This window comes from Actinoallomurus spadix, assembly GCF_024055725.1.
GTDB classification, from domain to species: Bacteria; Actinomycetota; Actinomycetes; order Streptosporangiales; family Streptosporangiaceae; genus Actinoallomurus; species Actinoallomurus spadix.
The window spans coordinates 56,362-79,336 of sequence record NZ_JAMXMX010000027.1 but is presented as its reverse complement, the minus strand read 5'-3'; the positions used below and the strand labels follow the sequence as shown (position 1 = coordinate 79,336).

Below are 22,975 nucleotides of genomic sequence, written 5' to 3'. Positions count from 1 at the left end.
GAGTGACTTACGCCGAAATGTGTAGGTTTGCGAGGTCGCCTGCGGTCAGCTCTCCCTGGGCGCGGGTCAACTCTCCCCGGAACCTTTCCGACTCCCGATCACAGCCACCGGCCGACGGCCTTTACAAAGTATGTTCAGCCCCTTTCCGGTATTCCCCGCTATCTCCGGCCGGAGGTTAGCGACCCTTCACCGTTGCGCCAGCCTCCTCGCTCTTACCCGGCCTTTACCGTGGGCGGCGCACGACGGCACGGTCACGGACGACGCAGGGGCGCTGAGCTCGTACGACATGCGGGGGTAACGGATGGACGCGAGTGTGGACCGGTTCGTAGGGCCGGAGTCGCGAAATGGGGCGGGACGGCGTCTCCGTGACGCGATCGGCGGTGATTCCGTCACGCCGCTCATCGGGGTCTTCGACATGTTCTCGGCGTCCGTGGCGGCGCGGCACTACGACGGGCTGTTCGTCTCCGGTTTCGGATTCGCCGCCTCGCACTACGGCCTTCCCGACATCGGCTTCATCGCCTGGCCGGACATGGTGGGCTTCGTCCAGCGGCTCCGGCTCGCGTTCCCCCGGCACCACCTGCTCGTCGACATCGACGACGGCTACGTCGACCCGGAGGTGGCCTGCCACGTCGTCGAGCACCTGGAGGCCATCGGCGCCTCCGGTGTCGTCATCGAGGACCAGAAGCGCCCGCGGCGCTGCGGCCACGTCGACGGCAAGCAGATCCTGCCGCTCGAGGAGTACCTGGAGAAGCTGCGGCTGGTCCTGCGGACCCGGCGGGATCTCGTCGTGGTCGCGCGGACCGACGCGACCGACGAGCGCGAGATCGTACGCCGTGCGGAGGCGCTGGCGGCCACGGACGCCGACGTCATCCTCGTGGACGGGGTGCGCAGCGCCGAGTGGATCCGCAAGGTCCGCGCCGTGACCGGCGGCAAGCCGCTGCTGTTCAACCAGATCGCCGGGGGCAGGTCCCCGCGGTTCTCGCTGTCCGACCTGGCGGCCCTCGGCGTCGGCGTCGCCATCTACAGCACGCCGTGCCTGTTCGCGGCGCAGGCGGCGATGGAGGGGGCGCTGGCCCGCCTGAAGCAGGAGGACGGCCGGTTGCCGGCGGTCACGGACGGCACGGTGGGCGCGGACGGCGCGGTCGGCGTCGCCGGCTGTCTCTCACTGCTGGAGCGCAACCTCAGCCGGCACCACCCGCGCGACCACGCCTGATCCGTTCCGGCACCGGTCACGCGCCCGTCCGGCGCGCCGCCGGCCCGTTCGTACGCCGCGGGTCACGGGCTCGAACCGGCCCGTGACCGGCGGGTTCGATCCGGTGACCGTGCCGCTGCGCACGGTGCCGCAGGCCGCTTCCGCGAACTCCATCCGCTCAAGACTGTTGGCGACTCCGTGTTCATTAGTGCATGATGCAAGCACGAAACGCTCAAGAACGAGCAAACGCGGAGGCGGGTTTGGCGCAGCAACACGTACTGGCCGAAATCGAGAGTCAGCCTTCCTGCTGGCGGCGGGCCGCCGACCGGCTGGCCGATCTACGGGGCGCCCTGCCCCGTGACGGCGAGCGGGTGGCGGTGTTCGGTTGCGGCACGTCCCTGTACATGGCCAGGGCGTACGCGGCGCTGCGGGAGAGCCGCGGCCTGGGCGTCACCGACGCCTTCCCCGCCTCGGAGCTCCCCTTCGGCCGCGACTACGACCGGTATGTCGCCATCAGCCGGTCCGGCACGACCACGGAGGTACTGGAGGCGGTGGAGCGCCTGCCGAACGTCACGGCGATCACCGCGATCGACGACGCGCCGTTCGCCGCCGGCACGCGGCAGATCGTGCTCGACTTCGCCGACGAGGAGTCGGTCGTGCAGACGCGCTTCGCCACGACGGCGCTGGCGCTGCTGCGCGCCTCGATCGGCGACGCCGTGCCCGCGGACGACGCCGAGCGGGCGCTGGCCGAGCCGCTGGACCCCGAGTGGCTGGCCGCCGAGCAGATCACCTTCCTCGGCCGGGGCTGGACCAACGGCCTGGCGGAGGAGGCGGCGCTGAAGGCCCGTGAGGCCGCGCAGCTGTGGACCGAGTCCTACCCGGCGATGGAGTACCGCCACGGCCCGATCAGCATCGCCCAGCCGGGCCGGCTGACCTGGATGTTCGGCACCGCTCCCGAGGGCCTCGCCGAGGACGTCGCCGCGACCGGCGCGACGTTCGTGACCAGCGACCTCGACCCGCTCGCGCACCTGATCACGGCGCAGCGGGTGGCGGTCGCCCACTCCGAGGCAAAGGGACTCGACCCCGACCGCCCGCGGTCGCTGACCCGCTCGGTCGTGCTGAAGTGATCGTCGCTCTCGACGTCGGCGGCACGTCGATGAAGGGAGCGGTCCTGTCCCCCGGGCTCGACCGGGTCGCCGCCGTCCGCCGGCCCACGCCGCAGGGCGAGGCCGCGGTGGGCGCCGTGCTCGAGACCGTCGCCGAGCTGACCGAGCAGGCGGGCACCGCGCAGGCCATCGGCCTCGCGGTGCCCGGCATCGTCGACGACGAGCGCGGCGTCGCCGTCTGGTCGGAGAACATCGGCTGGAACGACGTCCCGTTCCGCGACCTGATCGCCGAGCGCACCGGCCTGCCGGTCGCGGTCGGCCACGACGTACGCGCCGGGGGCACCGCCGAGATCCGGCTCGGCGCCGCCCAGGGCGCCCGGAACTCCCTGATCATGCCGATCGGCACCGGCATCGCGGCGGCGATGGTGATCGACGGGCACCTGTGCGTCGGCAACGGCTACGCCGGGGAGATCGGGCACATGTCCGTCGGCGTGGACGAGCCGTGCGTCTGCGGCGGCACCGGCTGCCTGGAGGCCGTCGCCTCCGCGGCGGGGGTCGCCCGCCGCTACGCCCGCCGTACGGGGCGGGAGGCGACGGCCGGCGACGTCGCCGCCCTGGTGAGCGAGGGTGACGCCGACGCGACGGCGATCTGGGACGAGACGATCAGGTTCCTCGGCACCGCCCTGGCCGCCGCGGCCGCACTGATCGCGCCCGAGGTCATCGTCATCGGCGGGGGGCTGTCGCGGGCGGGCGACCTCCTGCTCGGCCCGCTCGCCGACGACCTCGCCGGGCGGCTCACCTTCCACCGCAGGCCGCGCCTGACGATCGCGGCGTTCGGCGACGAGGCCGGGTGTGTGGGTGCCGGACTCTGGGCACGCGACCTATTGGAGCGACGATGACGGTGCTGAGCGCGGACAAGGTCGTCACCCCCGGCGGGATCCTCGAACCCGGTTGGGTCGGCGTCGAGGGCGGCCGGATCACGCGCGTCGAAGAGGGCGTTCCGGAGCGGGCCGACCGGCACGCCCACGTGATCGTGCCCGGCTTCGTCGACATCCACTGCCACGGCGGCGGCGGTGCGTCGTTCGACTCGGCGGACCCGGACGAGTGCGTGCGCGCGGCGGCGTTCCACCGGGAGCACGGTACGACGACGCTGGTCGCCAGCCTCGTGACCGCGTCGCCGGCCGATCTGGAGCGCCGGGCGTCGGTGCTGGCCGAGCTCGCCGACGACGGCGTGGTCGCGGGGATCCACTACGAGGGGCCGTTCCTGTCCGTCGCCCGTAAGGGCGCCCACGACCCCACGCTGCTGCGCGACCCGGACCCCGCGACCGTGGAGCGGCTGCTCAAGGTCCCGAACGTCCGCATGATGACGCTCGCGCCCGAGCTGGACGGCGGCCTGGACGCCGTGCGCCGGGTCCGTGACGCCGGGGTGATCCCCGCCGTCGGGCACACCGACGCGACGTACGACGTGGCGGCGGAGGCGACGCGGGCGGGTGCCCGGGTCGCCACCCACCTGTTCAACGGGATGCGCCCGCTGCACCACCGGGAGCCGGGGCCGATCCTCGCGCTGCTGGACGCGCCGGAGGTCGTCGTCGAGCTCGTCGGCGACGGCGTGCACCTGCACCCCGCGATCGTCGCGCACGTCGCCCGGGTCGCGGGCGGCGCGCGGACCGCGCTGGTCACCGACTCCATGGCGGCCGCGGGTATGGCCGACGGCGAGTACACCCTCGGCGGCCTCGACGTCGAGGTGCGCGACGGCGTGGCCCGCCTCACCGAGAGCGGCTCGATCGCCGGCAGTACGGCGACGACCGCGGCGGTCTTCCGGCAGACGGTGCTGGCGTCCGGTGTCGGGCTGGAGGAGGCCGTACGCCTCTCCGCGACGACGCCGGCCGCGCTGCTCGGCCTCACCGACCGGGGCGCGATCACCCACGGGCGCCGCGCCGACCTGGTGCTGCTGGACGAGGACCTGCGCGTCCAGGACGTGGTGACGGCGTGATCGTCACCGTCACGCCGAACCTCGCGCTCGACGTCACGTACGAGGTGCCGGAGCTGCGGCCGGGCGGGACCCACCGGGTCGAGGCCGTGCACGCCCGCGCGGGCGGCAAGGGCGTGAACGTCGCCCGCGTGCTGCGGTCGCTCGGCCACGACGTCCTCGTCCTCGGCCTGGCCGGCGGGACGACGGGCGACGCCGTCCGCGCCGACCTCGACGCCGCGGGGCTCGCGCACGACCTGGTCCCCATCGCCGGGGAGACGCGCCGTACGGTCACGGTCGTCGCCGGCGGTGACGCGACGCTGCTCAACGAGCCCGGCCCGGTCGTCGGGCCGGAGGAGTGGGCGGCCCTCGAGGCGCGGATCCCCGACGCGGACGTCGTCGTCATCTCCGGCAGCCTGCCGCCGGGCGTGCCGGCCGACGCCGTCGCCCGGCTCGCCCGCCGCGACGTGCCCGTCATCGTCGACACGTCCGGCGAGGCGCTACGGCACGCCGCGCCGTACGCCTGGGCCGTCAAGCCGAACGCCGCGGAACTCGCCGAGCTCACCGGCACCGCCGACCCCGTCGCGGGAGCCCGCGCGCTGCGGGCCCGCGCCGTCGTCGTCTCCCGCGGCGCCGACGGCCTGATGGCCGTCACCGGCGAGGAGGTCCACCACGTGCCCCCGCCGCGGGTGGTCAGCGGCAACCCGACCGGCGCGGGCGACTCGGTCGTCGCCGCGCTCGCCGCCGGCGTCGGGACCCCCTGGCCCGACCTGCTCAAGGACGCCGCCGCCCTGTCGGCGGCGGCCGTCCTCTCCCCCGTCGCGGGTTCCTACGATCCCGCCGCATACGAAGGATTCCGCAGATGCCTCTCGTCTCCGCAGGAGAGTTCGTCGTCGCCGGAGCGGGCGTCGGCGCGTTCAACGTCATCCAGCTCGAACACGCCGAGGCGCTGATCGCGGGGGCCGAGGCGGCGGGCCGCCCGGTCATCCTGCAGATCAGCGAAAACGCCGTGCGCTACCACGCGGCGCTGGAGCCGATCGCGGTGGCGTGCCTCGCCGCCGCGCGCGCCGCCAAGGTCCCCGTCGCGGTGCACCTGGACCACGCGACCTCCCCCGAGCTCGTACGGGAGGCGGTCGGGCTGGGCCTCGGCTCGGTGATGTACGACGCGTCCGCGCTCGACTATGACGCCAACGTCGCCGCGACCGCCGAGATCACCGCCTACTGCCACGAGCACGGCGTGTGGGTGGAGGCCGAGCTCGGCGAGGTCGGCGGCAAGGACGGCGTGCACGCGCCCGGCGCGCGCACCGACCCGGAGGAGGCCGCGCGCTTCGTCGCGGCGACCGGCGTGGACGCGCTCGCGGTCGCGGTCGGCACCTCCCACGCGATGACGGACCGTACGGCGGCGGTGGACCTCGGTCTCATCGCGCGGCTGCGCGACGCCGTGCCCGTGCCGCTCGTCCTGCACGGATCCTCCGGGGTGCCCGACGAGGACCTGACGCGCGCGGTCGAGGCGGGGATCGTCAAGGTGAACATCGCCACTCACCTCAACAAGGTTTTCACCGCCGCGGTCCGGGCATACCTCGCCGACCATCCGACGGTTGTGGACACCCGAAAATATCTGGCGCCGGGGCGGGACGCCGTGGCACGTGAGGTGACGCGGTTGATCGGCACGGTGCTCACCAGGGGCTGACGGGCTCTTTATCCTCCGTGGCTTAGGATCGTCAAGCCCTCGGGCGCCGGGCATGCCGATCGGTGCAGCCCCGACCCTACGGTAAGTTCGAGGGTTCACGCAGGTCACGGGGGACTAGTGAGTGAGAAGGACGCCGGCGTCGACGCCGGCGAAATCGCGATGCAGTCAGAGTCCGCGCCAACTTCGGAGCCGTCCGGCGCGTCCAACAGTGGAGGCGCCGGCGGGCCCGAGGCCGCGGCAGGACAGGAAGACGCGGCCGATCCGCGCGGCGTCGCCGTGCCGGCGCAAGCCGTCGAGTCCGGAGCCGCTGATCGCCATGACGCCACTCGACCCGACATTCCCCCGCCCGCGCGACCCCCGGCGGGAAGCCTGCCGCCGGTCGTGTTCGACGAGAGCCCGTCGGCCATGACCGCCGTGCACGCTCTTCCCGAGGGTGAGAAGTCCGAGCCTCCGAAGAAGCAGAAGAAACCGAAGAAACAGCGGAGCCGCCGGGCGAAGTGGCTCCGGCGCGCCACGTACGTCCTGGGCGTGCTGATCCTGCTGCCCGTCGCCGCCTTCATCGTCGCCTACCTGCTGACGCCCGTCCCGAGCTCCGCGCAGCCGCAGGCCGTGAAGGAGGCGTCGGTCTTCTACTACGACGACGGCAGCGTCCTCCTGCGGACGGGCACCAACCGGCAGCCGGTGCCGCTGTCCCAGGTGCCGAAGCAGGTGCGCGACGCCGTGATCTCGGCGGAGAACCGCAGTTTCTACAGCGACCCCGGCGTGTCCTTCAAGGGCACCGCGCGGGCGTTCTGGGCGACGGCGACCGGCGGGTCGCTGCAGGGCGGCTCCACCATCACCCAGCAGATGGTCCGCAACTACTACAGCGGCCTCAGCCAGGATCGCACCGCGTCGCGGAAGCTCAAGGAGATCATGATCGCGCTCAAGGTCGGGCGCGAGAAGGACAAGAGCTGGATCCTCCAGCAGTACCTCAACACGATCTACTTCGGCCGCGGCGCGTACAGCATCGAGTCGGCCGCGCAGGCGTACTACGGCAAGGACGTCCAGAAGCTCACGCCGGCCGAGGGCGCGTACCTCGCGGCGGCCATCCAGGTGCCGACCTACGCCTCGGACCTGTCGTCGAGCAGCGCCCTGCAGTACATGCAGGCCCGCTGGAGGTACGTCGTCGACGGCATGGTGCAGATGAAGCGCATCACGCCGCAGGAGGCGGCGGTCATGCGCTTCCCCACGCCGATCAAGCCCAACCTGAAGAACCCCTACAAGGGTGCGAAGGGGTACGTGTACGAGCTCGTCAAGGCCGAGCTCAGGCGCATGGGCTACACGGACGACCAGATCGCCAAGGGCGGGCTGAAAGTCCGCACGACGTTGAACAAAGATCTCATGGCCGACGCCAAGGAGGCGGTCGAGGGCGCCATGCCCGCGGGCGTCTCCAAGAAGGTCATGGCGGGCCTGGTGTCGGTCGACCCGTCGACCGGTGAGATCAACGCGTTCTACGGCGGTAAGAACTACCTCGACCAGCAGCTCAACGCCGCCTTCGACGCCAAGGTGCAGCCGGGTTCGGGGTTCAAGCCGTACGTCCTCGCGGCCGCCCTGAACGACGGGATGTCGCTGGACGACTACGTCGACGGCAGCAACGCCCAGACCTTCGGTGGCACCACGATCCACAACGACGAGGACGAGGACTTCGGCATGGTGAACCTCGTCACCGCGACCGAGAAGTCCATCAACACCGCGTACATCAACATCGCCCAGAAGATCGGGAACGACAAGGTCACGAAGATGGCGGAGAAGCTCGGCATCCCCGAGTCACAGCTCACCGCCAACGGCGCGAACACCGCCGTGACGTACCCGCTCGGCGTCATCGACGTCAGCGTCGAGCAGCAGGCCGCCGCGTACGCCGCGTTCGCGTCCGAGGGCGTGTACCACGCCCCGCACGTCATCAAGTGGGTGACCGACCGGGACGACAAGAAGCGCACCCAGCCGACCGACGGCACGCGGGTCTTCTCCAAGCAGGTCGCCCGCGACGCGACGTACGCCATGCAGAAGGTCGTCGACAACGGCACCGGAACGAACGCGTCACTGCCCGACCGGAACGCCGCCGGCAAGACCGGCACCACCAGCAGCGGTCACCAGGTCTGGTTCAACGGGTTCATCCCGCAGCTGGCGGCCTCGGTGGGCGTCTTCCGTACCGACAACAAGGCGCTGAGCCTGCCCGGCTACTCCGTTTACGGCGGTGACCTGCCGGCGAAGATCTGGCACGACTACCTCGTTCAGGCCGACAAGGACATGCCGGTGAAGTCGTTCGGCGACCCGTCGGTCAACCTCGACCAGCCGCAGTACCCCACGTACGCGCCCGTCCAGCCGCGGTGGCCGCGGCCCACCTTCTCGCGGCCCCGGACGACTCCGGCGTCACCGCCGTCGGGCCCGGCCTCGCCGCCGAGCCGCCCGACGCACGGGCCGACGGGCGGCCCGCCCACCGGCGGCCAGCCGACCGGTCAGCCGACGGGCCACGGGGGCGACGGCGGCGACCCGAACTCCATGTGAACAGGTCCGAGCGCCCTCGCGGGCGCTCGGACCTCTTCTTCGGCGATGGCCGCGGTCTTCAGCGGCGACTTCGCTTCTCAGTGGCAGGCCTTGTCCAGGACGGCGGGCTGCCGCTGAACGGCGGCCTGCATGCCGGAGATGTCGCGCGGGGTCATCTTCGTGCTGACACCGCGCCACTCGGCGGCCATACCGCGCAGCGTGGTGCTGAGCCGGTGGTCGTCGGACTCGCGGGCGAGCGCGTCGAACCGGGTGGCGAGGGTCGCCGCCGCCTGCTTCCACCCCGTGATGTCGTCCGGTGAGATCCGGTTCAACGTCGCGTTGTAGCTTCCGACCGCCGTGACGGCGTCCTTGCAGACCCGGCCCTTGTTCGTCCCGGCGGCACAGCCGGCCGCGCACACCGCCACCAGCGCGACCCCCACCGGCAGCCGCCATCCACTCCGCATCGCCCCGCTCCCTTCGATGGTCCTCTGCCGCTATTAGACGCACAGAACCGGTCGCATGATCGCGAATAGGCAGCGTCCGCGCGAATAGGCAGGGTCCGGGCAGTGCCCTATAATCGCGATCAGGTCACGAGTGCCAGCGTCAAGCCCCGGCTTGCTGGCCGGCAACCCTCCGTCCGTGGCGGGGTGCCCCGGGTGATGACAGGGTCCGGCACGACCGTGCCGGACAAGCGCGGACCCCTCCCGGGGTCCCAGGCCCCGCTGGAGGTGCGTGTTGTCCGTTGTGCTCGATCTGCCCGCCGTCACCCGTCCCGCTGTCGCCCTGCGCGTCGTCGGCGCGGGCGTTCCCGTTCCCGTCGCCGGTGGCGGCACCGTCCCGTACGCGAACCTCGACTACGCGGCGAGCGCGCCCTGTCTGGAGGCGGTACGCGACGCGCTCGACGCCGCCCTCCCCTACTACAGCAGCGTGCACCGCGGAGCGGGCTACGCGTCGCAGGTGACGACGGACCGGTACGAGCGCGCCCGCGAGATCGTGCGCGCCTTCGTCGGCGCGTGGCACCGGGACGCCGTGGTGTTCACCCGCAACACCACCGACGCGATGAACCTCCTCGCGCACGCTCTGCCGCGCGGGACCACCGTCGTCGTCTTCGAGTCCGAGCACCACGCGACCCTGCTGCCGTGGGGACGCGGCAGCCGGGTCGTACGCCTGCCCGCGCCCGACTCCCCCACCGCGGCGGTCGCGGCCGCCGGGGAGGCCCTCGCCGCGGCGCCCGCCGGGCCGCGCCTGCTCGTCGTCACCGCCGCCTCGAACGTCACCGGTGAGCTGTGGCCCGTCGCCGAGCTCGCCGCCGTCGCCCGCGCGCACGGCGCCCGCATCGCGGTGGACGCGGCCCAGCTCGTTCCGCACCGGCCGTTCGACATGGGCGCGCTCGACGTGGACTACGTCGCCTTCTCCGGGCACAAGCTGTACGCGCCGTTCGGCGCGGGCTGCCTGGTGGGCCGCGCGGACTGGCTGCGCGCCGCCGAGCCGTACCTGCTGGGCGGCGGGGCCACCGTGAGCGTCGGCGAGCACGTGACGTGGTCCGCGGACCCGCAGCAGCGGCACGAGGCCGGCACGCCGAACGTCCTCGGCGTCGTGGCGCTCGCCGCCGCCTGCGAGGCGCTGACCGACTGGGACGGCCTCGTCGCCGAGGAGGAGCGGCTCCTGCGGCGGCTGCGGACCGGGCTGGCGGCCATTCCCGGCGTACGGGAGCTGTCGCTGTGGGGTGACCGGCATCCGCGCGTCGGCATCGTGTCGTTCGTCGTCGAGGGCCGTGGGTCCCGCGCCGTCGCCACGGCGCTGTCCGAGGAGTACGGCATCGGCGTCCGCGACGGGAGGTTCTGCGCGCACCCGTTCGTCCGGCGGCTCGTCGGGGCCGGAGAGGGCGGCTGCGGTGACGGCGACGGCACCGCGCTGCGGGCGAGCTTCGGCATCGGCACGACGGACGAGCACATCGACCGGCTGCTGACCGCTTTGCGCCAGCTGTCCCGCTGAGCGCGGCTCGCCGGAGGCGGCCCCTCACGACGGCGGTGCGCCGCAGGTAGGGGCCGTCCGCGAAGGGTGCGGAGCGGCGACCGAGCCCAGTCGCCCAGGGTGGTGGAATATGACCGAAGAGGGCAATTAGTCCGGATTGATGCGTGCGACTGGTGGTACTCGTGCGCACCGCCGGTTTGCTCCCGGTACGGTGGACACCTTGTGCAAAAAGCTTCCGGGGGGTGGCCGATGACCGACACGTGGGAGCCCGCTAACCAACTCGAGCAGCAACTCGGCGAAGTGCTGCGCGCCGGGGACCAGAACGCCTACTTCCGGCTTCTCAGCGTGGCCGAGCTCGTCGTCCCGGTGCCGCAGACCGACCCTCCCTCCTCCGGGCAGCCCGCGTTCACGTGGCCGACCAGCGTCCACGAGGGACGCACGCACGTGCTCGCGTACACCTCCGTCGAGGCGGCCCACCGCCACCTCGGCCCCGCTTACGAGCACTTCGTACGGATGTCACTGGCGGCGATGGCACAGTCCTGGCCGGACGCCGACTGGTGGCTCGCGGTCAACTCCGGGCTGCCCATCGAGGCCTACCTGCCCGCCTGGTTCATCGGCCAGATCACCGCGGACCAGGCGAGGGCCGAGCAGCGGTCCGGCACGCAGGAGACGGGCGCCGCCCCGGCGGCCGAGCCGTTCCCCGTTCCCGAGCCGGGCACGTCCCCGGCCGGCCAGGAGAACGACGGCCCCGCACACGCCGCACCGGGCGGCCCCGACACCGGCACCGGCACCGGCACCGGCCAGCACCCGATCCCCTTCGGAACCGACCCGGGCACCGGGCCCCAGCCCGCCGCCGCCGGACAACACCCCACCCCCTTCGACACCGACCCGCAGGCCGCGCCGGACGGGAACGACCCGGGCTCCCGGCCGACGACGGCCTGGCCCGCGACGATCGTCGACGTGCACACCGTGTCCGACGCGTACGACGGGCTCGGCTCACACCCCACGCCGAGCGGCCACTACGCCGGCCCGGCGGCGTCCGGCCCGGCCCCGGTTCCTCCCTCCGCCGAGCCCGCACCCGCCCCCGTGCCACCGGCCACCCCGGCATCCGTGCCCCCGGCCACGCCGCAGGGCACGGATCCGAACCTCGCCCCGGCCGCGGACGCGCCGACGGCCTCATGGCCGGACGTGCACCAGCCGGCGCCGGGCGGGATGCCGATCGTGTCCGAAGGACCCGGATCCGGGTTCCCCGGCGCGCCGCAGGCCGGTCACCCGGCGGCGCCCGGCCCGGACACCGCGCCGCCGGCCGGAGACGGCCCGCCGCCGTCGCACCCCTCTTTCACCACCGCGAGCGCCGTACCGCCCGCGCCCGGCACCCCGTACCTGGCCGAGACCGCGCCGCAGCCGATCATCTCCGGCGACGAGCCGCTGCCCACCGGCTCCGGCGACGTCCCCGTCGCCCCCGCGAGGGCCCAGGAGTTCACCTCCGCTCAGGCTCCGGACTCCAGTGGCCCACCGGCCCCAGCGCCGTCCCAGGAATTCCCCGCGCAGTCCCCGGACCTCGGCTCCGCGCCGTCACCCGGGGCCGCCGGCACGCCGGCGCCGGAGGCCGCCGCCGCGCCGTTCCCGGAGGCGGCCGCACCGCCCGAGCCGCGGGCCCCGTCCTCCGACGTGCCCCTCACTCCGCACTTCACGGCCGGCGCCGAGTTCGTCCCGCTCGACGAAGAGGAGCGCCTGCTCTACGAGGCCGCCGCGCGGGACGACCGCGAGGCGTTCCTCCGGACGCTGCTCGGCGTGCGGCAGATCTGGGTGCCCATGGTCGAGGGCGGCGACCTCATGCTCGGTCCCGGGCGCCCGGGCTTCGAGTGGTACACCAGCGAGTCCGGCGGCCGGACCGTCGTTCCGCTGTTCACCGGGCCGAGCCGGATGCGCGAGGCGATGGGCGGCCACCCGTTCGTGCTGTCGGACCTCACCAAGGTCCTGCGCTTCTGGCCGGACCCCGCCTGGGACCTCGTCATCAACCAGGGCTCCCCGATCGGCGCCACCATCCCCGGCGAGCGCATCACCGCACTGTCGCGGCAGGTCGACGACGCGGCGGCGGCACGGCTGGCCGAGAACTTCCCGGCGCAGAACGACGCCGAGCGGCGGCTGCTCGAGGCCCGGAACGACCCGGCCATGCGCCTCTCGGTGCTGCTCGAGGCGTCGGTGTTCCTCCCCGTATGGAGCCGTACGCCGCCGACGGTGCAGACCCCGCCGAACGACCCGGCGTTCCCGTGGTCGGCGGTCCCGGTCCGGGGCCGCACGTCGCTGCTCGTGTTCACCTCCTTCGACTGGATGAAGGAGGCCGTCGGCACGACGGGCTTCGTCATGCCGAAGTTCGCCGACCTCATCGCCGCCTGGCCGGAGCCGGGCTGGGACGTCTCGGTGAACCCCGGCACGCCGGTCGAGATCGCGCTGTCCGCGGACGAGATCGGCGTGATCGCCGGCCGGTCCGCCACGCGGCCTCCGCAGGAGGCGCCCACCGGCGCTCCCCAGGACGCGCCGGCCGAGGCACCGCAGGCGCCCGCCGCACCGCCACAGCCGGTCGCACCGCCACAGCCGGTCGCACTGCCCCAGACGCTCAGCGTGCCGCAGGCGCCAGACGCGCCGCAGCCGGTGACGCCGAGCATGCCGCAGGCGCCGGACGCGCCGCAGCCGGAGGCCGCAGCGGTCGTGGCGGCGCCCACCGCCCCGGCCGAGGTGCCACCGGCCGAGCCGCAGCCGGCACCGCTCCCGGAACCCGCGCCGCAGCCCGTCGCTCAGGAGACCGCCCCGCCCGCCACGGAGGGCGAGTTCACGATCATGCAGAAGGTCCTGGCCCACGACCAGGTCCCCTGGTACCTCGACAAGGCGTACGACCGCGTCGCCGGCTTCGTGCACCGCGTCCCGGACGTCATCGACCTCAACACGCCGCGCCGGCTCTACGAGTGCCTGGGTCTGCTCCGCGACGGGGCGCCGTTCAGCCCCGACGACGCCGAGGTGCACGTCATCCGGTGGCCGGCGTTCCGTGCGGGGATCTACCGCACGCCCTTCGGGGGCACGTCCGAGGACGCGCTCAAGGAGTGGGGCGAGGACGGCTGGGTCGTCGAGGCGCCACCGTTCACCGGAGACGGCTTCGCCTCCGGCAGCGCGGGCAGCATCCCCGAGTACAAGGTCGAGAGTTTCCGGCTGCCGCACGGCTCGGAGATGTACGCCATCAGCAGTGACGCGTCCGAACGCTTCGTCGCGAGGTACGACGCGGATCGGCTCGTGTGGGAGAACGAGAAGTGATGAAAGACGGCTACGTCGCCCGCTGGCAGGGCCGCGACTACGACGCCGTGCCCGGTGTCGACGGTGAGGTCCGGCTGTACTCCGCCGGGCCGGCGGAAGGCTTCGCCGAGATAGGGCCCGGCCGGTTCCTGCGGATCGTCCGCGAGGACGAGGTCGAGAGCCTGCGTTACCTACGGACCCGTTGCACCTGGCGCGGAGAGCCGTTCGTCGTCATCGGCGAACACGAGGGCTGGGTGCGCGTCGAGTACAGCGGCGGCCGCGCCCCCGTCGCCGCGGCCCTGGGACTTGAAAGAGTCGACATCGGCGTCTACCAGGCATGGGTCGCTCGAGATGAGATCACCGGGCTTCACCAAGAGCTCATCTGAAGGTTGCTGCGATATAACCTCGGTAGCACGGTTGATTGATCGGCTTTGACGTGATCGCATGATTCGTACCCACCGCCCCTGGGTAGGCAGGGGTGGGCGTCTTTGCGGTGCGATTGGGAGGTTGTGAGCTGTGCTCGCACGATCGGCACGAAACCCGCTGGTCATGGTTCTCGGCGCAGGGATCGTCCTGATCGTCGGCAACGCCCCACCGGCCCTCGCGGGCACCCCGACGCCAACGCCTGACGATTCCTCGCCTTCGGCGTCGGCGACGCCGACGAAGACCACCAGCGAGACCCCCACGCCGGACCCGACGACCACTCCGCCGAAGCCCTCGCTGGCGAAGCTGGCCGTACAGTTCGCGGGTACGTACCCGAACCCCGGACGTCCCGGTTCGAGCTTCTCCATGGACGTCTACGTCACGGCCTCTGTCGCCACCGCGAAGGACGTCGTCCTCACCCTCACCGGCGACAGTCGCTCAAAGATCGTCAGCGACAGCTCCGGCAGCCGCGTCTACAAATTCGACGAGCTCTCCAACAGGCGACGCGTCGCCGTCACCGTCACCGTTCTCTCGGGCGCCAAGGACGGTACGGCCACCATCCGCGCGTACGCAGACGCCAGCAACGCCGCCAATTCCGACGAGGACAAGCTGTCCTTCTCGGTGAAGAAGGCGAAGACGGCGACGCCGTCGCACTCCACTGGGTCCGGGTCGGGATCCGGTACCGGGTCCGGGTCGAACTCGAACACGGGTGGGTCGAGTTCGACGACGACTCCGTCGGGGAGCGTGAACAACAGCACCGGCACCACGACCGGGACGACCGGGACGACCGGGGCGAACACCTCGCCGCAGACGGCCCCGCAGGCCGGTGCGTCGCTGCCGGAGATCGGGCAGCAGAACCAGACGCCGGGCCAGGCCAACCAGGCGCCGACGACCGCGCCGCTCATCCAGAATGCCGGGAACACGCAGTCGATGCAGAACGCCGCCGACGAGGCGAGCGAGCTGACGTTCGACAAGCTGGCCAGCACGCAGGCGGCGTGGCTCGCCGCGCTGCTGGTGGCGTTCGGTCTCCTGCTCACGCAGGTGCGGCTCGGCAAGGCGCACAACCGCAACGCGAAGGCCGCTCCCAAGCCGAAGGGTACGCACCGCAAGTCCCGTGGCGGCGGCCGCGCCCTCTGACTCCAGGTCTCAGCGCACGAACGACTCCGGCCCCGGCGATCGTCGGGGCCGGAGTCGTTCGGCTGAAGGGGACGTGGCAGGCGCGGGTCGACGCCTCCTCGTGGGGGGCCGGGAAACAGCGGGGGTCAGTCCTCCAGCCAGCGGCCGTGGAAGCCCAGGGGGACGCGGCGCGGGAGCCGTACGGAGGCGACGAACTCGAGGTCGGCGGCGTCGAGGACGAGCAGTTCCGAGCCGTCGCCGGAGTGGTCGGTGACGATGGACAGCAGCCGGCCGTCGTCCTCGGCGCGCGCGCCGGGCGCGGGCACGTACACCGCCTCGCCGGGGGCGCCGCCCACGTCGCGGACCTGGGAGGTGCCGGTGCGGGTGTCGTACTTGACGACGGCGTCGTCGGTCACCGTGTACAGGAAGCGGCTGGACCGGCCCAGCCGGGTCTCGTCGAAGGTGGGGAACTCCACGGAGCGGTCGTCCAGCGGCTCTTCCCTGAGCGCGCCGGTCGCGGGGTCCAGGGTCCAGCGGTGCAGGTACGCGCCGCCGCTCGCGGCCGCCGAGGCGGCCGGGTCGGCGCTGCCGCCGATGCCCGACCAGAGGGCGGCGAAGCCGGCGCGGGGGTAGCGGACGGCGTCGAGGACGATCCGGCCGTACTCGTCCTCGTAGGCGTTGCCGACGTGGAAGACGTAACACGGGTCGATGTCGTACCAGTGGGTGGCGCCGCCGTCCCGGGGCATCACGCCGAGCCGCGCGCCGTACGCCTCGTCCCAGCGGTACGGCATGCCGGCGCCGAGGAGTTCCAGGTCGAAGACGACGGGCAGGTCGAGCCAGAGCACGTGCCGCTCGGTGACGGCGAAGTCGTGGATCATCGTGGGCCCGGGGACGTCCACGACCCGGCTCTCCACCAGCTCGCCGGTCGCGGAGAGCCGGTGGTAGGTGAGGTACGGCGGCACGAACCCGTATCCGAAGAAGTGCAGCTCCCCGGTGACCGGGTCCTCTTTGGGATGGGCGGTCATGGCGGTCGTCAGCCTGCCGCCGAAGTCGCAGGGCCCGACCGTCTCCAGGTCGGGCGTCATCTCGTACGGGAGGCCGACCTCGACGAGCGCCATGATGCGGCCGGCGTGCCGGATGACGCTCGTGTTGGCGGGCGTGGCGGTGAGGTCGACGCCCTCCGGCCCGACGAACGGCGCTCCTTCGAGTCTGCGGGTGCGGACCCAGCGGTTGCGGTACCACTCCGCGCGGCCGTCGCGCAGGCGCACGCCGTGCAGCATGCCGTCTCCGGTGAACCAGTGGCCGGGGTCGCGGCCGGGCAGCGGGTTGGGGCCGTTGCGGAAGTAGCGGCCGGTCAGGTCGTCGGGCAGGGTGCCGGTGACCGGCAGGTCGACGGCGTCGGTCTCGTCGGCGACCGGGGCCTTGAGCCCGCTGAGGTAGTCCGGGAGGGTCATCGTGGTCTCCGTTTCCACCGGCCGCCGTCCGGCCGGTGTGCTCGCCGCGGGATGGGCTGGGGCGGACGGCGCGCTCACCGGGCGGCGGCGCGGTGGCGGGCGGCGACGGTCGCGGGGTAGCGGGCGGTGAACAGCGCGGGCAGGACGAAGCCGGCGACCTTGACGGCGATGATGGCGGTCGTGGCGTGCGGCGCGGCCTGGGCCAGCAGCGCCAGGACGACGCCCGTCACGGTGAAGGCCGCCGCCCATACGGCGGTGATCACCGCGTTGACCCGGTAGAACACCGGGTGGTCGTGCACTTCCGGGGGCGTCATCGTACGGGCGATGCCCAGCGTGAAGGGGTGGCGCACGGCCAGGGAGCCCCAGGCGACCAGGGCGAGCCACTCGTCGGACACGGCCGATCCGTACGCGCCGAGCGGGGCCTTGGCGGTGGTGAACGCCGCGATGGCCAGCGCGCCGAAGAACACGACCGAGGTCCCCTCGATGATCAGTGCGTCCCAGGGCTTGCCGCCCCGGCGGTCGGCCGCCAGAAGGGCCACGGCCAGGACCGCGCCGACGAGCGCGCCGTACCGCGAGTCGTGCGGCGTGCTGATCACGGCGAAGGCGATCCAGGGGAGGAAGGTGCGGAGATATCCGAGCACCGGGGGCTCCTTCATGACGCTCCTGTTGTGACATGTCGAAAGTAGAACCTCCACTGGCGACATGTCAACAGTGGAATGTAGGCTCGGCGTCATGAGTCTTCGCCACGCCGTACTCGGACTGCTGTCCTCCGGACCCGCCAGCGGCTATGACCTGCTGAAGATATTCGAAGTCTCGCTCGCCAACGTCTGGCCGGCCACGCAGAGTCAGCTCTACGCCGAGCTCGGCCGGCTCGCCGACGCCGGTTTCGTCGAGGTCGCCGCCGAGGGCCCGCGCGGCCGCAAGGAGTACGCGATCACCGACGCCGGCCGCGCCGAGCTGCACCACTGGCTGACCGAGGTCGAGCCGACGGGGTTCAACCGCAGCGACATGCTCCTGCGCGTGTTCTTCCTCGGCGTGCTCGACGCCGAGGAGGCCCGGTCCTACCTTCGCGGCCGGGCCGAGAGCGCGGACCGGCGGCACCGGGCCCTCACCGAGCTGCGGGAGGTCGTCGCGCAGGGCGACGATCCGCTGTCGGTCCACGGGCTCCTGGCCCTCGAGTGGGGGCTCCGCTTCGCGGCCACCCAGCGCGACTGGGCCGAGTGGGCCGAACGGGAGCTCGACCGGATCCGCACACCGGAGGACCGCCGGGCGACCGCGGGCTGACGGCTCCGCGCCCCCGCTCGCGGCTCGCACACCGGGCGGCGGGCGGGCGGAGCACGGGCGCGACGTCCCTGGTCACTCCCCCACCGGGAGGGACCGCATCAGTTCGTGGCAGGCGATCGCGGTGGCGGCCACGACGTTCAGGGAGTCGACGCCCAGATCCATGGCACCGGCGCTCATCGGGATGCAGACCGGGTGGTCGGCCTCCCGCAGCCACCGCGAGGACAGGCCGTCGCCCTCCGTACCGAGCAGCAGCGCGGCCCGCTCGCCCACCGGCGCCTTCTCCAGCGGGACGGCCGACTGGTCCGGCGTGAGGGCGAGCAGCGTGAAACCCGCGCCGCGCAGTTCGGCGAGCCCGTCGTGCCAGTCGGCCATCCGGGCGTAGGGGATGGCGAAGACCGCGCCCATCGACACCTTCACCGCCCGCCGGTACAGCGGGTCGGCGCACCGCGGGGACAGGATCACGGCGTCGACGCCGAGCGCCGCCGCACAGCGGAAGATGGCCCCGACGTTCCCGTGGTCGACCAGGTCCTCCAGCACGAGGATCCGGCGCGGCCGTGCCCGGCCGTCCCGCCCCGCGTCCTCTGCCGGGGTGTTCCCGGCGGGGCGGGCGCCGGCCAGCACGTCGGCGACCGAGGGCAGAGGCAGGCGTTCCATCGAGGCCAGGGCGCCCCGGTGCACCGCGAACCCGGTGATCCCTTCGATCACGTCGTCGTCGGCCACGTAGACGGGGGCGTCACCGATCACGTCGGACAGCGGCTCCGCCCATCGCCGCGCCATCAGCAGGGACCGCACCGGGTAACCGGTGGTGACCGCCCGCCGGATGACCTTCTCCCCCTCCGCCATGAACAGGCCGTGCTCGGCCTCCAGGCTCTTGCGCAGGTTGACGTCGCGCAGCCGGGTGTAGTCGGCGAGCCTCGGGTCGGCGGGGTCGGTGACGGGGATCAGGTGGGCCATGGCCTCAGTATCCCGGGCGCCCGGCGGGTCACCTCCGGCGGCCGGTCAGGGCAGCCGCAGGACGGCGAACAGTGCCCGGTGGTCGCTGCGGGCCTGCCCGTAGATCTTCACCCGCAGCACCGCGCAGCGCCGGTCGGCCAGCACGTGGTCGATGGTGATGGGCGGCCACGGCCGGAACGTCGGCACCAGGCCCTGCCCTCGCGCGTCCGCCGCGTCGACGTATCCGCTGTGGATGACCTGCCGGAGCCACGCGTGGTCGAGCGTGGCGTTGAAGTCGCCGGCGAGGATCCCGACCCGGCCGCCGGGTGTCGCGCGGGGCAGCCGCGGCAGATCGTGCCGCCACGCGTCGAGGTCCGGGCCGAGCGGGGCGGGCGGGTGAACGGCCGTCATCCGTACGGGGGCGGTGCCCGGCACCGCCACGAGGGCGCTCGGCATGCCGGAGATCGTCGGCGGCCGGACGGGCGACGGGGTGAGCGGGTAACGCGAGTACAGCCCGATGCCCGCCGCCCCGGGCCTCGGGTCGAGGATCCGGTACGGGAAGAGGCGCCCGATCCCCGCCGCGTCGAGCCGCCCGGCCGCCTCGGCGGTGAACTCCTGGACGCTGAGGACGTCGGCGCGGGTGCGCCGGGCCAGGTCGACGAGGGTGGCGTCGCCCGCCCCGCCGTACCGCAGGTTCGCGGTGAGGACCCGGAACTCGGGTCCGCTCGCGCGCGGGGTGTCCCCGGCGACCGCGCGCGGCAGCGCGATCCCGGCGAACAGCGCGGTGACGACCACGGCCGCGATCAACGCCGGCCGGTCCCGGACCAGGGCGGCGACGGCGAGCGGGAGCACCATCGCGGCGAGGGCGTACGGGACGGCGGCCATCGCCGGGATGAGCAGCGGATCGAGAGGACCGATCCGGTCGGCGCCGAACAGGCGGGCGAGCGCCCAGAGCGCGAAGCAGGCGACGAGGGTCCGCGCGGCGATCGCCCGCCCCCGGCGGCGCGCCCGTGGCGGGTCGGCCACCGGGGCCGTGAGCGAGTCCGTCATCCGTGCGCCTCCCCCGTGCTCATGCCGTTCTCCTCCACTCTGCCCGATCACCCGGGAGGCGTGACGGATGACGCGCGGCACGGACGCGGGCCGGTGGGGCGGCGCCGTGGCGGGCGCGTCGCGGGGCCCGAGAACACGGAGAAGGCGCGGGCGGAGGCGCCCGGCGGCGGCCTCGCTCACCTGGCCGAGGGGGCGTGCGGCCCGGCGTTCGCGGGGCCGGACCCGGCCACCGGAATGGGATACCGGCGGGTATTCAAATGATCTTCACCGGCATGACCTGCGACATCGCGCAAATGATCATCTTTGTTACGAATTGCGAAGACCGCTACAGTTCCGCTCTAACACTCATCCCTGAAAGCCGCGAGATGGGACAGCCGTGAGCCGACGTCGCCGCAACGAGATGCCCCCGGGTAACACGCCCGGCGACGGCCAGCCCGATCGAACGCCCGGAGGCGGCCGCCCCTCGGGGAACCAGACGCCCGGTGACGACCGGAATCCCTTCGCCCCGCGCTCCCCCGAGGCGAGCGACCCCACGCAGAACCCCGCCGCTGGCCCCGGCGGATACGCCGGCAGCGGTGGCCCGGGCGGGTACGCCGGCGGCGGATACGGTGGCGGCCGTCCGGGTGGATACGGCGGCGGCCAGAGCGGATACGGCGGTGGCGGCCAGAGCGGATACGGTGGTGGCGGCCAGAGCGGGTATGACGCCGGCCGTCCCGGCGAATACGGCAGTGGCCAGGGCGGATACGGCGGTGGCGGCCAGGAGGGCGCGTACGGCTCCTACGCCGCGCCCGGTGAGCAGAACCCGTACGGCACGGGGGGCGGCTCCAACGACTCCTCCTCCTACAGTCCGGGAGGGGGCTTCTTCGGCAGGCAGGGCGGTGGCCTCGCAGGCTCGGGCTCCGGCTACGGGACCGGTCCCGGCCAGGGTGGCGCCGGATCCGGCTATGGGACCGGCCAGGGCGCGGGCGGCCAGGACCGTGGGCCGGGCGGGAACGCCCCCGGCGGGCCGGGAGGCGGAGGCTACCGGTCCGCCGACTCGGGAGGCGCGGGATACGGGAGCGCGGGTTCCGGAGGCGCGGGATACGGCGGGTCGGGGCGCGGCGGGTCGGGCCGGGGCGGCGCGGGTGCGAACGGGCCCGACGACGACCGCCCGCGGTCCGCGCCCGGCGCGGGACGACGCCGCGTGCAGCGCCGCCGTACGATCGGCGCGCTGGTCGGCCCCCTCGCGGGCGCGATCGGCCTGGCGGTCCTGCTCGGCGCGGGGGTCTACGCGCTCGCCGACGGCAGTAAGTGCGGCGGCACCCCGATCGACCTGAAGGTGGTCGCGGCGCCGGACATCGCCCCGGCCATCAGCGACATCGCCAACTCGTTCAACGGCGAGCGGCACTCCGTCGGCGGCAAGTGCGTGAAGGCGACGGTGAAGGCCGCCGACCCGGCGGGCACGAGTACGATCCTGTCCGGTCAGGGAACCGTGCCCGGTGACGTGACGCCGGACGTGTGGATCCCGGACTCGTCGCTGTGGGTCACCCTGGTGCGCAGCTCGCCCAAGGGCGCGTCGAGCGTGGACACCACGCCGACGAGTGTGGCCGAGACGCCGCTCGTCGTGGCCACCTCGCGGTCGTTCGCCGGCAGGCTCAGCAGCCAGGGCGTGCGGCCGACCTGGGACATGCTGCTCAAGGCCACCGACGCCCTCGCCGCCGGCGCGGTGAGTAAGAACGACATGCTGCCGGCGAACTCCGTCCACCTGCAGATCCTCGACCCGACCCGCAACGCCGGCGGGCTCGGCGCGGTCGTCATGACCCGGATGCTGCTGAAGGGCGACCCGAACGCCGACGCGATCTTCACTCAGATCACGCGGAAGGTGCAGAACAGCCTCTCCCCGAACACGCAGGCGCTGTTCGCCAGTTTCCACCGCAACCTGCACGGCAGGGCGCCGGTGATCATCGCTCCGGAGCAGGCCGTCTGGAAGTACAACCAGGGCAGGCCGAGCGCGCCGGCGAGCGCGATCTATCCGAACGAGGGCATGCTCAGCCTCGACCACCCGTACACCCTGACGACGGACGACGACACGAAGATCCGCGCGGCGCAGGTGCTGGAGAAGGCGATGAGCACCGAGCAGGCGCACGCGGCGGTCCGCGCGCTCGGGTTCCGCACCCCGGACGGGCACGCCGGTGACGGGTTCGGCAGCAGGAGCGGGCTGAGCCCCCGGATCCCGCGGGCGCTCCCGACGCCGGGGTCGAGCGACGTGACCGGGGTCATGCAGGCCTGGACGAAGCTGTCGCTGCGCACGCGGATGCTGACGCTGCTCGACGTGTCCGGGTCGATGGCGCAGCCCGTCGGCAAGGGCGTCACCCGGATGGAGGCGACCGCCCAGGTGGCCCAGGGCGGCCTCGCGATGCTGCCGGACGACACCGATCTGGGGCTGTGGACGTTCTCCACGAATTTGAGGGGACACCAGGACTACCGGACCGAGGTGCCGATCGGCCCGCTGTCGACCCGGATCGGGTCGGGGACGCGCCGCCAGGCCATCCTCAGCGCGCTGGGCCGCGTACGGCCGAAGCCCGACGGCAACACGGGGCTGTACGACTCGGTGCTGGCGGCGTTCCGGTCGTTGAAGAGGACGTACAAGCCGGGTTACTACAACTCCGTCCTCGTGTTCACCGACGGGAAGAACGACAAGACGGACGGCATCTCGCTGAGCGCCCTCCTCCGGACGCTGAAGAAGGAGAACGACCCGGCGGCGCCGGTCCAGGTCCTGTTCATCGGCTACGGTCCGGACGTGGACATGGCCGCCATGCAGAAGGTCGCCGCGGAGACCGACGGCGCGGCGTACCAGGCGATGAAGCCTCAGGAGATCCAGCGCATCTTCCTGAACACGATCGCGCGCCGCATCTGCACGCCGGAGTGTCACTGACCTGCGAGAACCCGGCTCGGCGCCGTGGAGCGCCGGGCCGGGCGAAAAAAAATCCGGAT

The 22,975-nt window shown here is 73.0% G+C and carries 18 protein-coding genes and 1 riboswitch; of the genes, 13 read left to right on the top strand and 5 right to left on the bottom strand.

Going from position 1 to position 22,975, the window contains the following annotated elements:
- Nucleotides 1-313 precede the first annotated feature (313 nt).
- From NE235_RS30765 to NE235_RS30735, 7 genes are all read left to right on the top strand, one after another.
- Nucleotides 314-1,213 (top strand): isocitrate lyase/PEP mutase family protein, encoded by a 900-nt coding sequence (locus tag NE235_RS30765; protein ID WP_252809114.1) that lies wholly within the window; start codon nucleotides 314-316, stop codon nucleotides 1,211-1,213.
- Nucleotides 1,214-1,452: 239 nt separating this feature from the next.
- Nucleotides 1,453-2,319, top strand: coding sequence for an SIS domain-containing protein (locus NE235_RS30760; RefSeq protein ID WP_252809112.1), 867 nt, complete (start codon nucleotides 1,453-1,455; stop codon nucleotides 2,317-2,319).
- Nucleotides 2,316-3,197 carry an ROK family protein gene (locus NE235_RS30755; protein WP_252809110.1) on the top strand — a complete coding sequence of 294 codons (882 nt, stop codon included), beginning with the start codon at nucleotides 2,316-2,318 and terminating at the stop codon, nucleotides 3,195-3,197. The genes NE235_RS30760 and NE235_RS30755 overlap by 4 nt, the downstream gene beginning before the upstream one ends.
- Nucleotides 3,194-4,291 carry an N-acetylglucosamine-6-phosphate deacetylase gene (nagA, locus tag NE235_RS30750; protein ID WP_252809108.1) on the top strand — a complete coding sequence of 366 codons (1,098 nt, stop codon included), beginning with the start codon at nucleotides 3,194-3,196 and terminating at the stop codon, nucleotides 4,289-4,291. Before NE235_RS30755 ends, nagA begins: the two co-directional genes overlap by 4 nt.
- The gene (locus tag NE235_RS30745; RefSeq protein ID WP_252809106.1) at nucleotides 4,288-5,220 is read left to right on the top strand and encodes a 1-phosphofructokinase family hexose kinase; all 933 of its coding nucleotides are present in this window, start codon (nucleotides 4,288-4,290) and stop codon (nucleotides 5,218-5,220) included. The genes nagA and NE235_RS30745 overlap by 4 nt, the downstream gene beginning before the upstream one ends.
- The gene (locus tag NE235_RS30740; RefSeq protein ID WP_252809104.1) at nucleotides 5,130-5,957 is read left to right on the top strand and encodes a class II fructose-bisphosphate aldolase; all 828 of its coding nucleotides are present in this window, start codon (nucleotides 5,130-5,132) and stop codon (nucleotides 5,955-5,957) included. Before NE235_RS30745 ends, NE235_RS30740 begins: the two co-directional genes overlap by 91 nt.
- A 117-nt stretch (nucleotides 5,958-6,074) precedes the next feature.
- Nucleotides 6,075-8,501, top strand: coding sequence for a transglycosylase domain-containing protein (locus NE235_RS30735; RefSeq protein ID WP_252809102.1), 2,427 nt, complete (start codon nucleotides 6,075-6,077; stop codon nucleotides 8,499-8,501).
- A gap of 77 nt (nucleotides 8,502-8,578) precedes the next feature.
- Here the strand turns inward: NE235_RS30735 and NE235_RS30730 are convergent, their stop codons facing one another.
- Nucleotides 8,579-8,944, bottom strand: a complete 366-nt coding sequence (locus NE235_RS30730) for a hypothetical protein (protein ID WP_252809100.1) — start codon at nucleotides 8,942-8,944, stop codon at nucleotides 8,579-8,581.
- 122 nt (nucleotides 8,945-9,066) lie between these two features.
- Nucleotides 9,067-9,180: riboswitch (SAM riboswitch) on the top strand.
- A gap of 44 nt (nucleotides 9,181-9,224) precedes the next feature.
- Here NE235_RS30730 and NE235_RS30725 point away from each other — a divergent pair.
- The 4 genes from NE235_RS30725 (at nucleotide 9,225) to NE235_RS30710 (ending at nucleotide 15,302) form a co-directional block, all read left to right on the top strand.
- A complete protein-coding gene (locus tag NE235_RS30725; RefSeq protein ID WP_406567654.1) occupies nucleotides 9,225-10,475 on the top strand; it encodes an aminotransferase class V-fold PLP-dependent enzyme in 1,251 nt (416 codons plus the stop codon).
- Between the two features lie 228 nt (nucleotides 10,476-10,703).
- Nucleotides 10,704-13,763 carry an SseB family protein gene (locus NE235_RS30720; protein WP_252809097.1) on the top strand — a complete coding sequence of 1,020 codons (3,060 nt, stop codon included), beginning with the start codon at nucleotides 10,704-10,706 and terminating at the stop codon, nucleotides 13,761-13,763.
- Nucleotides 13,763-14,128 carry a hypothetical protein gene (locus tag NE235_RS30715; protein ID WP_252809095.1) on the top strand — a complete coding sequence of 122 codons (366 nt, stop codon included), beginning with the start codon at nucleotides 13,763-13,765 and terminating at the stop codon, nucleotides 14,126-14,128. Before NE235_RS30720 ends, NE235_RS30715 begins: the two co-directional genes overlap by 1 nt.
- A gap of 163 nt (nucleotides 14,129-14,291) precedes the next feature.
- Nucleotides 14,292-15,302 (top strand): hypothetical protein, encoded by a 1,011-nt coding sequence (locus NE235_RS30710; RefSeq protein WP_252809093.1) that lies wholly within the window; start codon nucleotides 14,292-14,294, stop codon nucleotides 15,300-15,302.
- A 125-nt stretch (nucleotides 15,303-15,427) separates the two neighbouring features.
- Here the strand turns inward: NE235_RS30710 and NE235_RS30705 are convergent, their stop codons facing one another.
- The gene (locus NE235_RS30705) at nucleotides 15,428-16,735 is read right to left on the bottom strand and encodes a carotenoid oxygenase family protein (protein WP_252809091.1); all 1,308 of its coding nucleotides are present in this window, start codon (nucleotides 16,733-16,735) and stop codon (nucleotides 15,428-15,430) included.
- Nucleotides 16,736-16,809: 74 nt separating this feature from the next.
- Nucleotides 16,810-17,391: a hypothetical protein gene (locus tag NE235_RS30700; protein ID WP_252809089.1), complete on the bottom strand. Its 582-nt coding sequence runs from the start codon at nucleotides 17,389-17,391 to the stop codon at nucleotides 16,810-16,812.
- 76 nt (nucleotides 17,392-17,467) lie between these two features.
- On the opposite strand from NE235_RS30700, the gene NE235_RS30695 reads away from it, so the two are divergent.
- Nucleotides 17,468-18,019: a PadR family transcriptional regulator gene (locus NE235_RS30695; RefSeq protein WP_252809088.1), complete on the top strand. Its 552-nt coding sequence runs from the start codon at nucleotides 17,468-17,470 to the stop codon at nucleotides 18,017-18,019.
- Between the two features lie 72 nt (nucleotides 18,020-18,091).
- Here NE235_RS30695 and NE235_RS30690 read toward each other — a convergent pair whose 3' ends face one another.
- Both NE235_RS30690 and NE235_RS30685 read right to left on the bottom strand, forming a co-directional pair.
- A complete protein-coding gene (locus NE235_RS30690) occupies nucleotides 18,092-18,973 on the bottom strand; it encodes a TrmH family RNA methyltransferase (protein ID WP_252809085.1) in 882 nt (293 codons plus the stop codon).
- Between the two features lie 45 nt (nucleotides 18,974-19,018).
- Entirely contained in the window at nucleotides 19,019-20,002 is a 984-nt protein-coding gene (locus NE235_RS30685; RefSeq protein ID WP_252809083.1) for an endonuclease/exonuclease/phosphatase family protein, read from the bottom strand.
- Nucleotides 20,003-20,378: 376 nt separating this feature from the next.
- Here NE235_RS30685 and NE235_RS30680 point away from each other — a divergent pair, with 376 nt between their 5' ends.
- Nucleotides 20,379-22,916: a substrate-binding domain-containing protein gene (locus NE235_RS30680; RefSeq protein ID WP_252809082.1), complete on the top strand. Its 2,538-nt coding sequence runs from the start codon at nucleotides 20,379-20,381 to the stop codon at nucleotides 22,914-22,916.
- Nucleotides 22,917-22,975 lie beyond the last annotated feature (59 nt).

Coding starts and splice junctions, on each gene's coding strand:
- NE235_RS30730 (WP_252809100.1), bottom strand. CDS start 8,944: ATGCGGAGTGGATGGCGGCTGCCGGTGGGGGTCGCGCTGGTGGCGGTG.
- NE235_RS30695 (WP_252809088.1), top strand. CDS start 17,468: ATGAGTCTTCGCCACGCCGTACTCGGACTGCTGTCCTCCGGACCCGCC.
- NE235_RS30710 (WP_252809093.1), top strand. CDS start 14,292: ATGGTTCTCGGCGCAGGGATCGTCCTGATCGTCGGCAACGCCCCACCG.
- nagA (WP_252809108.1), top strand. CDS start 3,194: ATGACGGTGCTGAGCGCGGACAAGGTCGTCACCCCCGGCGGGATCCTC.
- NE235_RS30690 (WP_252809085.1), bottom strand. CDS start 18,973: ATGGCCCACCTGATCCCCGTCACCGACCCCGCCGACCCGAGGCTCGCC.
- NE235_RS30700 (WP_252809089.1), bottom strand. CDS start 17,391: ATGAAGGAGCCCCCGGTGCTCGGATATCTCCGCACCTTCCTCCCCTGG.
- NE235_RS30720 (WP_252809097.1), top strand. CDS start 10,704: ATGACCGACACGTGGGAGCCCGCTAACCAACTCGAGCAGCAACTCGGC.
- NE235_RS30715 (WP_252809095.1), top strand. CDS start 13,763: ATGAAAGACGGCTACGTCGCCCGCTGGCAGGGCCGCGACTACGACGCC.
- NE235_RS30705 (WP_252809091.1), bottom strand. CDS start 16,735: ATGACCCTCCCGGACTACCTCAGCGGGCTCAAGGCCCCGGTCGCCGAC.
- NE235_RS30740 (WP_252809104.1), top strand. CDS start 5,130: ATGCCTCTCGTCTCCGCAGGAGAGTTCGTCGTCGCCGGAGCGGGCGTC.
- NE235_RS30685 (WP_252809083.1), bottom strand. CDS start 20,002: ATGACGGACTCGCTCACGGCCCCGGTGGCCGACCCGCCACGGGCGCGC.